Source organism: Bacteroides sp. HPS0048 (assembly GCF_964240755.1).
In the GTDB taxonomy this organism is placed as follows: domain Bacteria; phylum Bacteroidota; class Bacteroidia; order Bacteroidales; family Bacteroidaceae; genus Bacteroides; species Bacteroides nordii.
In genome coordinates this window covers 1-14,891 of sequence record NZ_CAXSVC010000060.1, presented here as the reverse complement: position 1 = coordinate 14,891, position 14,891 = coordinate 1, and the positions used below count along the sequence as shown (strand labels likewise).

The window sequence follows — 14,891 nt, the reverse complement described above, 5'->3', positions numbered from 1 at the left end:
TTAAGAGAAAAGCTCACGTAAAGTAAAACTGTTCTCTTAATTTATAAGAAAGAGGGACATTTACTGAATATCCCTATATACACCTAATATTACCAATGCATTACTATCTTAAACTGACATTCTCCAGGATTATTTTCTGTTAGAAAGTCACTATAAGTCACATAGAAAGCAAACGAACCTACGGAATAATCATAGGAGAACGTTTCTGCCCAATTCTTATTTCCCTCAGCATAATACATTACATAAGGAAGAGGAGTCTGGACCGGCGTATTACCATCATATTGAATCAGATATACCATGACACTTCCTTTATCAAAGATATACTGATCTAAATACTTATCTTCAACGATACAACGAAAATAAGAATTATTTTCATTCACACCTCCTATACGCTCCCAGTTTTTAACAGTAATTGTATACGAATCCCAATTCTGAGTTTCATTAGAACCTCCACCTGGGCGATTATTCCAATTTGAATCAGTATCACTCTCACAAGCTCCGAGAGTGATAACCAGTAACAATAAAAATAAAATTTTCTTCATCTTCTTAAATTATAATATATTAGTAATACTTATCTATTCCACTTCATTACAAGCTCTTGTTCGCCTGTCTCTTCTTCTACATGCTTCTCTACAAACCTGAACCCCTGTTTCTCATAAAAAGCCACTGATGGTTCATTTTTAGCATATACCCTTAGTGTTATCTCAGGATATATCTTTTTTACGTATTCTATCAATGCCTTTCCAATACCTATACCTTGTGCTTCAGGTATTACAAATATAGCAGCCAAATAGTTGCCTACCATCGAAATAAAACCTTGCACAGACTTTGTTTTTTCATCTTCAAATACATATGTATCACTTTCCGGAAGATAAATATTCCGCATATCTTCCTGTTTTTCAATCCAATACATAGCAGAAATAAAATGATGTGCTAAGATAGAGGTTTCTAACCAAATGCGTATCACCCTGTCTGTATCTTGAGAATTATAGCTTCTTATCATATTTTGATTCAAATCAAATGGTTCGTATTCAACTTTATTTATCTTTGCAAAGATACTTGATTTACATTATTATACACTCATAAAAGAAGAGAAATAACCATTTATAAAATAACCATGTATATTCATCACATTGCACTTTGGACCACTCAATTAGAAGAGTTAAGACAGTTTTACATTACTTATTTCAATGGAACAAGTAATGAAAAGTACGTAAATCCTGCAAAAGGTTTCGAATCCTACCTTATCAGCTTTGATGGAGGAGGCGCTTTAATCGAAATGATGCGTAAAACGGATGTTACTTCTCCGGCAGACAAGATTCCACACATTGGTTTGGCACACTTTTCTGTTTCAGCAGGTAGTAAAGAAGCTGTTCTCGAACTTACAGAACGCTTGCGCCACAATGGGTTTGTAGTAGCCAGTGAACCCCGTACCACGGGCGATGGATTCTTTGAAAGCGCTATCCTCGATCCGGATGGAAACCTGGTAGAGATTACTATTTAGCATATAGTTCACCACAGAGCCACACAGAGTTTCACCGAGTTTTAATTGTTATAAATCAGATAAATAGTACTCTGTGTAACTCAGTGAAACTCTGCAGTAAAACTTTAATACAATAAGAGCAGGCCGATTTCCCTTGATTAATAAGTCTTGTAAAATATCAGAAACACTCCATGCGTTGCTCTACGAGAATCGGCCCGTTCCTCGTAGAGTTTCACCCCGATCTCCGTAGAGTTTCGACCCGTTTCTCGTAGAGAAAAAAGCGTTCATATATATTGCTAATAATCAAGCAATTACAAATATAAAAATTGTAGTATTTTTCTACCATGCAACACCAGCTCTTTTTCTGTTGCGTGCAGCCCATGCATCTCTGAATTAATTACAACACTAAGTACTTCCCCATGCGGGAAGCACTCAAAAACGGAGAAGAAATAAACAAAATCCCACTAACATGGTTTTCAACTACTGATTCGCATTATTTAATAAAGATAGCATCAACTGATGCACTGGTACAGTGAATAGTAGCTCCTTCTTCATAACTTATATTATCAAGCACAAGCATACAAGAGTCATTACGAGTGATAAATAACCCCAAACTTACCGAATCGGCTACCTCATTCTGCATCCAGACACGATGAGAGTTCATATATGCATTTATATCACGGCTTATAATCACCCTATCATCAGATGCACGCCGAATTGTTATTACTCCATCTTTTACTTTACTAATATATTCTTTTCTATCATAAGTACGCATAGGATAATAACGAGTATATCCTTCTATATTGATTCCTGACGGAAAAACAGGACTCATGTAATGCCAGTTACGCTTAGTTGAAATGTCGCATTCCCCATATTCCTTTTTCATATAATCAGAACCTGTTTCATCCTTTAAATAAGAATAACATGCTTCCAGTTCCCGGGCATCTTTCCACCTCAAAGAATCAGTTTCATTAAATACGACTCCTTGTTTTAACTTATGAGTAACAGAATCCAGCATATCAAGCCTGGAAATATATCTTTCTAACCTCTGTTTCTGTGAATGAATGCCTATACTTCGGGCACTAATGCCAGGGATAAAAGTCAAAATCACAATACAGATACTACTCACTACAGCCATCAACTGATAGTTTCCTATCTTCCGGGAAAACAAGAAAAAGATATAAAATGTCATCAAAATACCGGATATGAAGAGGTAAACTCTTGATGCCGTAAAGCTATAAGTCGTTATGCGCTCAATAGTTCCCACCCAGAAAAGAATAAGTGGCGGTATCGCAATCCAACTAAAATGGCTATAAAACCACCCATAAATATTTTTGGAAACAAGAAGCTGAAACATATGCCCTGCCATTGCAAAAATGGCCAACGCAAGTACCATATACCCAATCCCTCCCTTAGGCAACTCCCAATGAATGGCAATCGTTATGAAATAGATGTAAAGTATTGCCGTATAAACAATCACTGCCGGCGAAAGAATATAGTTTATAATAATTTCCATAAACCGGGGAGTCGCATACTCTTCACTTTCTTTCTCCTGCAAATGGCAATAAAGCAACGGAATCACAACAAACAGACAGAACATATAAATATACTCAGGGAAATCATACCTCTCCATATTAAAGATGTATACCACAGAAGAATAAAGCCCCCATACAGCAAGCGCCAAAAGATGTCCGATAAAGAAAGCAAAAATCAGACTTACAAACGTTTGCATACAATTTCGGGCAAAGGAAAGATTCTCCCACTTACATTTACATGCCAGCAGAATGAAAAATGCCAATATCAGTGTAAATGTATAAGAAATAGTAAATACAAAGTGACTCAAATCAACCCAAAGAAAGGGTAGAGGCAGTAATACCGACAAATAATACAATATTCTGCCCTTAGTAAGATACAAAAGCTGATGCAAGCTGTATACCAGTACCATAAAGGCCGGAAAGAGGGACATTACATCCCGTATATGCTTAATCAACTCCGAAGAGGATTCCCAATTTAACTGATCTTCAATACAAAAGAATACAAAAAATAGCAAGCCCAATAATGCTTCCACCGGATACTTTTTCAAAGCTGAAATGATATCCGCACCAACCTTTGATAGATTTATTTTCATAAGTACTCCTCCAAATTTCCCCAAATGTACTAAAAAACGATAAAAGGCATACTTATTCCCTGCTTTTTTCTTATATTTGCAACCAAATTTTCTACAAAGAATGAAAATTAAAGAGATTGTAAGCGCCCTTGAACGGTTCGCGCCTCTGCCATTGCAAGACGGATTTGATAATGCCGGCCTGCAAATCGGATTGACAGATGCGGAAGCAACAGGGGCTTTGTTGTGTCTGGACGTTACCGAAGCCATTCTCGATGAAGCCATTGCAATGGGGTATAACCTTGTTATATCCCATCATCCCCTTATTTTTAAAGGCTACAAGTCTATCACAGGAAAAGACTACGTGGAACGTTGCATACTGAAAGCTATCAAAAATGATATTGTCATTTATTCAGCTCATACCAACCTGGATAACGCTCCCGGAGGAGTGAACTTTAAGATAGCCGAGAAGATAGGACTAAAGAACGTACGCGTACTTGATCCGAAAGAGAATAGCTTGGTTAAGCTTGTTACATTTGTGCCATTCGCACAGGCGGATGAAGTACGTAACGCCTTGTTTTCCGCAGGATGCGGATATATAGGTAATTATGACTCATGCAGTTATAATCTTGAAGGAGAAGGAACATTCCGCGCACTAGAAGGAAGCAGTCCTTTCTGTGGAAACATCGGAGAGTTTCATCATGAAAGAGAAATAAGAATTGAAACCATTCTTCCTGTATATAAGAAAGGAGAAGCGATTCGTGCTTTGCTTACTGCACATCCGTATGAAGAGCCGGTATTCGACATTTATCCACTCCAGAATTCCTGGCAACAGGCAGGAGCAGGGATAATAGGAGAGTTGGAGACTCCGGAAACTGAACTGGAATTCCTGAAACGTATCAAGAAAACGTTTGAAGTAGGCTGCCTGAAGCACAATAAACTATCCGGACGTGAAATACAAACCGTAGCACTTTGTGGTGGAGCAGGAGCTTTCTTGCTGCCATTGGCTATTCGCAACAGAGCAGATGTATTCATTACCGGTGAAATTAAATATCATGATTATTTCGGGCATGAAGCAGAAATTCTAATGGCCGAAATAGGACACTATGAAAGTGAACAGTATACAAAAGAAATTTTTTATTCCATAATCCGGGATTTATTTCCTAATGTTACACTCCAATTTAGTAAAGTGAACACAAATCCCATAAAATATTTATAAGTAAAATGGCTAAAGAAGCAAAAAAAGATCCGAATGAGTTGACCGTGGAACAGAAACTGAAAACACTGTTCCAATTACAAACGATGCTGTCTGAGATTGACAAGATTAAAACTTTGAGAGGTGAACTTCCATTGGAAGTACAGGATCTTGAAGACGAAATTGCCGGTTTGAGTACACGTATTGATAAAATCAAAGCGGAAGTAAGCGAACTTAAAGCAGCAATCGCAGGCAAAAGAGTAGAGATTGAAGCGGCGAAGGCTTCTGTAGAGAAATATAAATCACAGCAAGACAATGTACGCAACAATCGCGAATATGACTTCTTAACAAAAGAAATCGAATTCCAGACACTCGAAATAGAGCTCTGTGAGAAGAGAATCAAAGAATTTACTGCCGAAGAACAGGAGAAATCTGAAGAAGTAGCCAAAAGCACAGCTGCTCTGGAAGAAAGACAAAAAGACCTGGATCAGAAAAAGAGCGAACTGGACGAAATCATTTCTGAAACAAAACAGGAAGAAGAAAAGTTGAGAGATAAAGCAAAAGATCTGGAGACCAAAATAGAACCACGTCTGTTGCAGTCATTCAAACGTATCCGTAAAAACTCTCGTAATGGTTTAGGCGTTGTATACGTTCAACGTGATGCTTGTGGTGGTTGCTTTAACAAAATCCCGCCTCAGAGACAACTTGATATCCGTTCACGTAAAAAAGTAATTGTTTGTGAATACTGCGGACGTATTATGATTGACCCGGAACTGGCAGGTGTAGAAATTAGCCATAAGGTAGAAGAAGCTCCGGCACCAACAGCCAAAAGAGCTATCAGAAGAAAAACTGCTGAATAAAAAACAGCTCTCTCAATAGTTAATATCCTATTAAAAGGTGGATAGATTGTATAATTACAATTTATCCACCTTTTTCTTTTATACCATCCTACATACTTCTCTGTATGTGAGGAACAATCTTCCCGGCACCCTAAACAAACTGAAACTTTAGTTGTTTTCTTTTCATTTCTTAAAAACCTGAACTTATGAATATGCGAGCGTGGAGCATATCGCTCCTTTTGTTTCTTTCGTCCGTAGCCTCGGCGCAGACTGCGAACCGTTATCTGGATACTCCCTTGCCACAAACCTGGGAAGAGGGAGGAAAAGTATTTCAACAGATATTACCTGTAGACGATCAGTGGTGGAAATCTTTCGGAGATCAGACTCTTGACTCATTGATAACCATTGCTGTAGACCGTAACTATTCGGTGTTGACTGCGATAGACCGTATGAATGCAGCAAAGGCAAACCTACGTATGGAGCGTAGTAGTTTTTTCCCAAGCCTTGGAATAAATGCCGGATGGACACGTCAGCAAACCAGTGGCAACACCAGTGAGATACCACAGACAACCCAACATTATTATGATGCTTCTATCAATATGAACTGGGAATTAGATATATTCGGAAGCATCCGACAACGGGTAAAAGCGCAGAAAGAGACTTTTGCCGCCAGTAAAGAAGAGTATACAGCAGTAATGGTTTCCTTATCAGCACAAGTAGCCTCAGCATATATCAATTTGAGGGAACTACAACAAGAGTTACGAGTGGTAGAGAAAAATTGTACTTCACAAGCAACCGTACTGAAAATCACTGAAGTAAGATATAATACAGGATTGGTATCCAAACTCGATGTAGCTCAGGCTAAATCAGTATACTACAGTACCAAAGCTTCCATACCACAATTAGAATCGGGTATCAATCAATATATTACCTCATTGGCCGTATTGCTCGGAACCTATCCGCAGGAAGTACGTCCCGTATTGGACCGGGTAGGGGAATTGCCGGATTACATGGAGCCCATCGGAGTTGGTCTACCTGCCGATTTACTAATGAGAAGACCGGATATCCGCAGTGCAGAACGTCAGGTAAATGCACAAGCCGCTTTGTTGGGTGCCTCTAAATCAGACTGGTTACCACAAGTATTTCTGAAAGGTTCCGTCGGTTTTGCCTCTAAAGACCTCAGAGACTTTGGCAATCATAAAAGTTTCACCTATGAAATAGCCCCTGCTCTAAGCTGGACTATTTTCAACGGTGGCAAACTGATAAATGCCACCAAATTAGCCCGTGCACAATTGGACGAATCAATAAATCAGTTCAACCAGACTGTATTGACAGCCGTACAGGAAACAGATAATGCCATGAACGCTTACCGTAATTCTATCAAGCAAATAGTGGCCTTGCGGGAAGTACGTAACCAGGGACAAGAAACATTGACTCTCTCTCTCGATTTATATAAACAAGGACTCACTCCCTTTCAGAATGTACTGGACGCACAACGTTCTCTGTTGACTTACGAAAATCAGTTAGTACAGGCACGAGGCAATTCGCTGCTACAACTGATTGCCCTCTACCAGGCATTAGGAGGAGGCTGGAACAACTAAAATTACTAAAACCTATATAACAATGAAAAGATTACTGTATATCCTTCTCGCCCTACCATTATTAATAGGATGTCAGGGAAAGAAAAAAGCCACCGCAGATGCTATGCCTGTACCCGAAGTCAGCGTAGCCCATCCGCTTGTGAAAGATATTACGCTTACCAAAGATTACCCGGGCTATTTAACCACCGAACAGACGGTAAACCTCGTAGCACGGGTCAATGGTACTTTACAATCAGCTTCCTATACACCAGGAAGCCGGGTCAAAAAAGGACAATTACTATTCGTCATAGAACCCACTATTTATAAAGACAATGTGACGAAAGCCGAAGCCGCCCTTAAAACAGCTCAAGCACAGCTGACATACGCCCGCAATAATTATTCCCGTATGCGTGAAGCACTGAAAAGCGATGCAGTAAGCCGGATACAAGTATTACAGGCAGAATCTTCCGTAGCCGAAGAAACAGCTGCTGTCAGTAATGCCGAAGCTGCACTGAATACAGCACGCACCAATCTGGGATACTGCTATATTCATGCACCATTTGATGGAACCGTCAGTCGAAGTACAGTAGATGTAGGTAGCTATATCAGTGGTGCCGTACAACCTACCACACTGGCTACTCTCTACAAGGACAATCGTATGTACACCTACTTTAACGTAGCCGATAACCAATGGCTTTCAATGCTGATGAGTGCCCCTTCTAAAGACGGTAAAGAAATACCGGAACTTCCTCGCGAGGTTATTGTAAAATTAGGGGAAGATGGCAGACAGACTTATCCTGCCACTCTTGATTATCTGTCTCCAAACGTGGATTTAAGTACTGGAACACTCACAGTCCGAGCCAATCTGGATAATCCGAAAGGCCTGCTGAAAAGCGGATTATACGTCAACATTACACTGCCATACGGAGAACAGAAAGAAGCTGTTCTAATCAATTCAGCTTCTATCGGTACAGATCAGCTTGGCAAATATGTGTATATTGTAAATGATTCAAATATAGTACGTTATCGCCATATCAGTGTAGGGCAACTAATAGGAGACAGCCTGCGTCAGGTTACAACCGGACTCTCTCCACAGGAACGTTATGTCACCAAAGCCCTGATGAAAGTAAGGGATGGAATGAAAGTAAAGGCAGTTGGCAATTGACAGTTGATAATTGACAGTTTATCATTAATCATTCATCATTAACCATTAATCATTAACATCATGTTTTCAAAATTCTTCATCAACCGCCCCATATTCGCCACCGTTCTGGCGCTTATCATTGTGGTGGCAGGATTGGTGACACTCAATATATTGCCCGTGGCGCAATTCCCGGACATTACACCGCCTACGGTGCAAGTTTCCGCCGTATATCCCGGAGCTAATGCCGAAACAGTAGCGCAAACTGTAGGTATCCCTATCGAACAGCAAGTGAACGGGGTAGATGGTATGCTCTATATGTCGTCTACTTCCTCTTCGTCAGGAGCCTATTCGTTAACTATCACTTTTGCTGTGGGTACGGATGTGGATATGGCTACCGTACAAGTGCAAAACAGGGTAAGTGTAGCACAATCATCACTACCGGAACCAGTTGTTGTACAAGGTGTAACCGTACAAAAGCAATCATCAAACATCGTCATGTTCCTCACCATGAGTGCCAAAGACTCGGTGTATAATGGACTTTATCTGACCAATTACGCCAAGCTGAACCTCGTAGATCAACTCACACGTGTTCCGGGCGTAGGGGCTGTCAATGTAATGGGAGCAGGGGACTACTCCATGCGTGTCTGGCTCGATCCGGAGGCTATGCGTATCCGTAGTATCTCTCCGGCAGAGATCTATCAGGCTATTCAATCGCAGAATATGGAAGTAAGTGCCGGGACGGTCGGTCAACCTATTGGAAAAGATAATGCCAATGCTTTCCAATACAGTTTGACCGTGAAAGGGCGCCTCTCATCACCGGACGAGTTCGGTAATATTGTTCTTCGCAGTGATACAGGAGGTAAGATGCTCCGCCTGAAAGATGTGGCACGTATCGATCTGGGATCCGCTTCCTATAATGTTGTTTCTCAGTTACGCGGAAAACCGACAGCTGCCATTGCTATTTATCAACAACCCGGCTCTAACTCCCTCGACGTATCCAAGGGAGTGAAAGCCAAAATGCAGGAACTGGCTCAGACCTTTCCTTCAGGAGTAGAGTATAACGTGACATTGGATACAACAGACGTAATCAATGAATCTATCGACGAAGTACTTGTTACCTTCCTCGAAACCACTCTATTGGTAGTACTTGTTATTTTTCTCTTCCTTCAGAACTGGAGAGCGGTTATCATTCCATGTATTACCATCCCGGTATCTCTTATTGGTACACTGGCAGTGATGGCTGCACTTGGATTCTCTATCAATACACTAACGCTGTTTGGATTAATATTGGCCGTTGCCATTGTGGTAGATGATGCCATAGTGGTGGTAGAAAATTCATCGCGACTTCTTGAAACAGGACAATACTCCCCACGTGAAGCCGTCACAAAAGCAATGGGAGAGATTACCGGTCCCATTGTCGGTGTAGTACTCGTATTGCTGGCTGTATTTATACCGACAACACTTATCAGTGGTATCTCCGGACAACTATACAAGCAGTTTGCTCTTACCATTGCTGCATCTACTGTATTAAGTGGTTTCAACTCCCTGACACTGACTCCGGCACTTTGTGCTCTGTTTTTGGAGAAGAGTAAGCCATCTACTTTCTTTATCTATAAAGGATTCAACAAGGCATATGACAAAACCCAGGGAGCGTATGACCGCATTGTTAAATGGTTGCTCGAACGTCCCGGAACAGCATTGATCTCTTATGGTATTTTCACCGCCATCGCCATACTGTTATTTGTGAAATGGCCGTCTACATTCGTTCCTGATGAAGATGACGGATATTTTATTGCTGTAGTACAGTTACCTCCTGCCGCCAGCCTGGAACGTACACAAGCTGTTGGTAAACAGATAAATGCCATACTTAATACATATCCCGAAGTGAAAGATTATATTGGTATCTCCGGTTTTTCCATAATGGGAGGAGAGGAAAGTAATGGCGGTACATATTTCGTCGTTCTAAAACCGTGGAGCGAACGGAAAGGTAAAGAACATACCGCTGCTGCCGTAGTAGAACGTTTCAATGAAATGGCATACAGTATACAGGAAGGACAGATATTTGCCATGGTTCCACCTGCTATTCCTGGTCTTGGAGCTACCGGGGGATTGCAGCTACAGTTGGAAGACACCCGTAACCTGGGTCCAACAGAAATGCAACAGGCCATTGCAACCTTAATGGCAAACTACCATAGCAAACCGGCCCTGGCTTCCGTCAGTAGCCAATACCAAGCCAATGTTCCACAATATTTTCTGAATATCGACCGCGATAAAGTACAATTTATGGGTGTTCAGCTTAATCAGGTATTCGCCACATTGGGTTATTATATGGGTGCTGCTTACGTGAACGATTATGTACAATTCGGACATATTTATCAAGTGAAAATAGAGGCTAATGATCAAGCTCAGAAGGTGATTGACAATGTGTTACAGCTAAGTGTACCGAATAGGCAAGGGGAGATGGTACCTTTTTCTTCCTTCACTAAAGTAGAAGAGCAATTGGGACAAGACCAGATAAACCGTTACAATATGTATCAAACAGCAGCCATAACTTGTAATGTAGCTCACGGCTTTTCTTCCGGCGAAGGCATTCAACAGATGGAAGAACTTATCAGCGAACAATTAGGAGGGGAATATGGCTATGAATGGACTTCTGTAGCCTATCAGGAAACGCAGGCAGGAAATACTACTACAATTGTTTTTCTCATGGCGTTATTAGTAGCCTTCCTTGTACTTGCCGCACAATATGAAAGCTGGACAAGCCCCGTAGCAGCTATTATGGGATTACCCGTAGCACTCCTTGGAGCGATGATTGGCTGCTTTGCCATGGGCACACCGGTAAGTATCTATACCCAGATTGGTATTATCCTGCTTATTGCACTCTCAGCCAAAAATGGTATTCTAATTGTAGAATTCGCCCGCGACTTCCGGGCAGAAGGAAACTCCATCAGAGATGCTGCCTATGAAGCGGGCCACGTTCGTCTAAGGCCAATTCTCATGACGTCATTTGCATTTGTATTAGGGGTTATGCCATTGTTGTTTGCTTCCGGTGCAGGAGCTGAAAGTCGCATCGCCTTGGGAGCTGCAGTAGTATTTGGTATGGCAATGAATACTTTACTTGCTACCGTCTATATACCAAACTTCTATGAACTGATGCAAAAATTGCAGGAACGATTTAAATAATGTGCCAATGAATAATATGCCAATGTGCCAATTGCTGCGCTATATCAACACCACGCAGCTAATTGGCACATTGGCATATTATTACATTGGCATATTATTATAATCCGGAATATCCTTAAGAAACACATAACATTGCTTCTCATAATCCATCTTGCAACAATAATGCTGCATTCCATTACTCACTATCAGATAATCGACTTTTAACACCATGTTATAACGTGTAATCTGGTCAAACACAGCTTGCGTAATTTCTATGTGCGGTGCTTTATATTCTACAATCATCCGCGCTGTAAGATCCCTCCGATATAGTACAGTATCACACCTTTTCTTCGTTCCATTCAGGTTAAGAAGCACCTCGTTAGCCATCAATGCCATCGGATATCCTTTATGTGCAATAAGAAAGTGAACGAAGTGCTGCCGTACCCATTCTTCGGGTGTAAGGGCAACATATCGTTTACGAATTACGTCAAAAATAACATTTTTTCCATTTCGTGACGCAATTTTAGTATCAAATACTGGCAAGTTTAACGATAACATTTCGTATTTTTGTAAGTTAAATAATGGCTCTCTGTAAAGAGAGCACAAATTTAATGAATCTTATGAAAACAAAGGAAGAAATCGTAGCTAATTGGCTACCCCGTTACACAAAACGTAACCTGGAAGATTTTGGAGAGTATATTCTGTTGACCAACTTCAACAAGTACGTAGAAATATTTGCAGAGAAATTCAATGTTCCCATTCTGGGGCGTGATGCCAACATGATATCTGCAAGTGCAGAGGGCATCACTATCATTAACTTCGGTATGGGAAGTCCCAATGCCGCCATCATCATGGATCTTTTAAGTGCTATTCAGCCTAAAGCCTGCCTTTTTTTAGGTAAATGTGGAGGGATCGATAAGAAAAATAAAATAGGCGATCTTATTCTCCCTATCGCCGCCATCCGTGGTGAAGGAACCTCCAATGACTATTTTCCACCCGAAGTACCTGCGCTGCCGGCATTTATGCTGCAACGCGCCGTATCTTCCTCTATCCGCGACTATGCCCGTGATTACTGGACCGGTACAGTTTATACCACCAACCGCCGTATTTGGGAACATGATGAAGAATTCAAGAAATACCTGACTAAAACCCGTGCTATGGCAGTAGATATGGAAACTGCCACTCTTTTCAGTTGTGGTTTTGCCAATCATATCCCAACAGGAGCTTTACTATTGGTTTCTGACCAACCCATGATTCCGGAAGGTGTAAAAACCGATAAAAGTGACAACATTGTCACCCAAAACTATGTCGAGGAACATGTGAAGATAGGTATTGCTTCACTACGCATGATTATTGATGAGAAAAAGACCGTAAAACACTTGAAATTCGACTGGTAAGGCTTTTGATATATGGCAAAACAAGAACTTAGTTGCGATGACATCCTCAAAGAATTGAGGGCTAAGCAATACCGCCCGATCTATTACTTGATGGGAGAAGAATCATATTATATCGATCTCATAGCCGATTATATAATAGACAATGTATTGAGTGAAACCGAGAAAGAATTCAATCTGACTGTAGTATATGGTGCTGATGTAGACATAGCAACGGTTATTAATGCTGCTAAACGATATCCTATGATGTCCGAATATCAGGTAGTAATTGTAAAGGAAGCACAAGCAATACGTAATATGGAAGAGCTTTCTTTTTATCTTCAGAAACCATTGAACTCTACCATCCTTGTAATATGCCACAAACATGGTACATTGGACAAACGAAAGAAACTGGCGGCAGAAGTAGAAAAGGTCGGTATTCTATTTGAATCCAAAAAGATCAAAGACTCTCAACTTCCTGCATTTATAAACTCATACATGAAACGTAAAGGCATCGACATGGAGCCTAAAGCGTCGGCTATGCTTGCAGATTTTGTGGGTACGGATCTAAGCCGCCTTACAGGAGAACTGGAAAAGTTAATCATTACCTTACCCGCAGGCCAGAAGAGAGTGACGCCTGAACAAATAGAGAAGAATATAGGTATCAGCAAAGATTATAATAACTTTGAATTACGTAGTGCATTAGTAGAGAAGGATATTCTTAAAGCAAATAAAATAATAAAATACTTTGAGGAAAATCCGAAAACTAATCCGATACAAATGACCCTTTCATTGCTATTCAATTTTTATTCAAATCTAATGTTATCCTACTATTCTCCCGAAAAAACAGAACAGGGGATTGCCTCTTGGTTAGGTTTGAAATCGCCTTGGGCCGCCCGCGATTATCTAACTGCCATGCGTCGTTACAACGGTGTAAAGACCATGCAAATCATTGGAGAAATACGATATGCAGATGCAAAATCCAAAGGAATAAACAATGCATCTATGAGCGATGGCGATATTCTTCGTGAATTGGTGTTTAAAATTCTTCATTGAAAATATAACAGAAGAAAGACTCTATTTAGATAGATTCAACCGCTTCTTGAAATTTAAAAATATAAAAGACCTTTCATGTCTTATTTTTGAGATATCAAAAGGATGGAAAATAGATATACAGTATAATGAGAGATAATGTTTCTATACATTACCTCTCATTATTTTAAGTCCGGGAACCTGTATTTATCATCATTTTCACCGTATTTTTCCACTCTTTCTTTGCTTATACTTCTACCATTTATTAGCCTACAAAACGCTTTATATTAATAGCAAGTTCTTTGTTTATTCAACTAATTATCTTTACTTCTTTAACTCTACTCCCTACTTTTTTAATCCTATTTCATGATGTAGACTGCGAACCCCATACATGTTAATGATCCGATTAACAGGAAAAGCATGTGCCTAAATCAAAAACCAGACCAAAGAAACCTATATAACAGGCTAGTATCTTATATTTGATGATTTAATATACTCTGAGCAAATACAGAAAAAAGACTTTATATTACCTCCATTTTCCCATATTTCCGGTATTTTATCTATTTTGAAGAATCTAAATTTTGCGTATTGACTTTTTGATCATAAATATCCCTGTTTCTATTATTTTATGCTCTATTTTCTATTTAAGAATATATTAGAAGGAGAGAAATAAGGCATAAAACATTATTATACAGTATATTATATCAAAAATAGTCCTTGTAGAATTAAAAAAAACAATTTAATCAAGGATTTATACGGAAATATTGCAAAGATTTGCCGTTAGAAGGTAGTATAAAAATTACGTAAGAAAATATTATTATGAAAAAGGAAAGTTAGAAAGAGAATATATCACATTTTTCATACTATTTGTTTACTTCTGTAAAATGTTTGGTTTACATTCTTAATAATAACATTTGTAATGCAATACCATATGTAAATAACAAACGCAAATCATCATTGTAACATTGTAATATTACAC

Annotated in this window: 12 protein-coding genes; 8 read left to right on the top strand and 4 right to left on the bottom strand. The window is 39.8% G+C overall.

Translation table 11 applies throughout. The features are described from left to right. Positions 1-89: 89 nt before the first annotated feature. Both ACESQI_RS23785 and ACESQI_RS23780 read right to left on the bottom strand, forming a co-directional pair. Entirely contained in the window at positions 90-542 is a 453-nt protein-coding gene (locus tag ACESQI_RS23785; protein ID WP_002560194.1) for a hypothetical protein, read from the bottom strand. 29 nt (positions 543-571) lie between these two features. After that, a complete protein-coding gene (locus ACESQI_RS23780; RefSeq protein WP_195659930.1) occupies positions 572-1,003 on the bottom strand; it encodes an N-acetyltransferase in 432 nt (143 codons plus the stop codon). A 114-nt stretch (positions 1,004-1,117) separates the two neighbouring features. Between ACESQI_RS23780 and ACESQI_RS23775 the strand changes: the two genes are divergently transcribed. Beyond that, positions 1,118-1,504 (top strand): VOC family protein, encoded by a 387-nt coding sequence (locus ACESQI_RS23775; RefSeq protein WP_002560192.1) that lies wholly within the window; start codon positions 1,118-1,120, stop codon positions 1,502-1,504. A gap of 472 nt (positions 1,505-1,976) precedes the next feature. On the opposite strand, the gene ACESQI_RS23770 is transcribed toward ACESQI_RS23775, so the two are convergent. Next, complete coding sequence (locus tag ACESQI_RS23770) at positions 1,977-3,611, bottom strand: DUF4153 domain-containing protein (protein WP_373127349.1); 1,635 nt, start codon at positions 3,609-3,611, stop codon at positions 1,977-1,979. Between the two features lie 100 nt (positions 3,612-3,711). On the opposite strand from ACESQI_RS23770, the gene ACESQI_RS23765 reads away from it, so the two are divergent. The 5 genes from ACESQI_RS23765 (at position 3,712) to ACESQI_RS23745 (ending at position 11,528) form a co-directional block, all read left to right on the top strand. After that, complete coding sequence (locus tag ACESQI_RS23765; protein ID WP_234130552.1) at positions 3,712-4,806, top strand: Nif3-like dinuclear metal center hexameric protein; 1,095 nt, start codon at positions 3,712-3,714, stop codon at positions 4,804-4,806. Between the two features lie 5 nt (positions 4,807-4,811). Beyond that, entirely contained in the window at positions 4,812-5,642 is an 831-nt protein-coding gene (locus tag ACESQI_RS23760) for a zinc ribbon domain-containing protein (protein ID WP_007485657.1), read from the top strand. Positions 5,643-5,827: 185 nt separating this feature from the next. Next, a complete protein-coding gene (locus ACESQI_RS23755) occupies positions 5,828-7,222 on the top strand; it encodes an efflux transporter outer membrane subunit (protein WP_195449171.1) in 1,395 nt (464 codons plus the stop codon). Between the two features lie 22 nt (positions 7,223-7,244). Beyond that, a complete protein-coding gene (locus ACESQI_RS23750; protein WP_234130551.1) occupies positions 7,245-8,366 on the top strand; it encodes an efflux RND transporter periplasmic adaptor subunit in 1,122 nt (373 codons plus the stop codon). Between the two features lie 60 nt (positions 8,367-8,426). Next, complete coding sequence (locus tag ACESQI_RS23745; protein ID WP_373127346.1) at positions 8,427-11,528, top strand: efflux RND transporter permease subunit; 3,102 nt, start codon at positions 8,427-8,429, stop codon at positions 11,526-11,528. An 81-nt stretch (positions 11,529-11,609) separates the two neighbouring features. Here ACESQI_RS23745 and ACESQI_RS23740 read toward each other — a convergent pair whose 3' ends face one another. Continuing rightward, on the bottom strand, positions 11,610-12,065 hold the full coding sequence (locus ACESQI_RS23740; RefSeq protein WP_002560185.1) for a type I restriction enzyme HsdR N-terminal domain-containing protein: 456 nt from the start codon (positions 12,063-12,065) through the stop codon (positions 11,610-11,612). A 62-nt stretch (positions 12,066-12,127) separates the two neighbouring features. Here ACESQI_RS23740 and ACESQI_RS23735 point away from each other — a divergent pair, with 62 nt between their 5' ends. Both ACESQI_RS23735 and holA read left to right on the top strand, forming a co-directional pair. Next, entirely contained in the window at positions 12,128-12,904 is a 777-nt protein-coding gene (locus tag ACESQI_RS23735; protein WP_044166459.1) for an AMP nucleosidase, read from the top strand. Positions 12,905-12,916: 12 nt separating this feature from the next. Then, on the top strand, positions 12,917-13,936 hold the full coding sequence (gene holA, locus ACESQI_RS23730) for a DNA polymerase III subunit delta (protein ID WP_373127344.1): 1,020 nt from the start codon (positions 12,917-12,919) through the stop codon (positions 13,934-13,936). Positions 13,937-14,891: the final 955 nt, after the last annotated feature.

Bases quoted from the DNA above. Each gene is read 5' to 3' on its own strand.
- ACESQI_RS23785 (WP_002560194.1), bottom strand. From the start codon at position 542: ATGAAGAAAATTTTATTTTTATTGTTACTGGTTATCACTCTCGGAGCT.
- ACESQI_RS23780 (WP_195659930.1), bottom strand. From the start codon at position 1,003: ATGATAAGAAGCTATAATTCTCAAGATACAGACAGGGTGATACGCATT.
- ACESQI_RS23775 (WP_002560192.1), top strand. From the start codon at position 1,118: ATGTATATTCATCACATTGCACTTTGGACCACTCAATTAGAAGAGTTA.
- ACESQI_RS23770 (WP_373127349.1), bottom strand. From the start codon at position 3,611: ATGAAAATAAATCTATCAAAGGTTGGTGCGGATATCATTTCAGCTTTG.
- ACESQI_RS23765 (WP_234130552.1), top strand. From the start codon at position 3,712: ATGAAAATTAAAGAGATTGTAAGCGCCCTTGAACGGTTCGCGCCTCTG.
- ACESQI_RS23760 (WP_007485657.1), top strand. From the start codon at position 4,812: ATGGCTAAAGAAGCAAAAAAAGATCCGAATGAGTTGACCGTGGAACAG.
- ACESQI_RS23755 (WP_195449171.1), top strand. From the start codon at position 5,828: ATGAATATGCGAGCGTGGAGCATATCGCTCCTTTTGTTTCTTTCGTCC.
- ACESQI_RS23750 (WP_234130551.1), top strand. From the start codon at position 7,245: ATGAAAAGATTACTGTATATCCTTCTCGCCCTACCATTATTAATAGGA.
- ACESQI_RS23745 (WP_373127346.1), top strand. From the start codon at position 8,427: ATGTTTTCAAAATTCTTCATCAACCGCCCCATATTCGCCACCGTTCTG.
- ACESQI_RS23740 (WP_002560185.1), bottom strand. From the start codon at position 12,065: ATGTTATCGTTAAACTTGCCAGTATTTGATACTAAAATTGCGTCACGA.
- ACESQI_RS23735 (WP_044166459.1), top strand. From the start codon at position 12,128: ATGAAAACAAAGGAAGAAATCGTAGCTAATTGGCTACCCCGTTACACA.
- holA (WP_373127344.1), top strand. From the start codon at position 12,917: ATGGCAAAACAAGAACTTAGTTGCGATGACATCCTCAAAGAATTGAGG.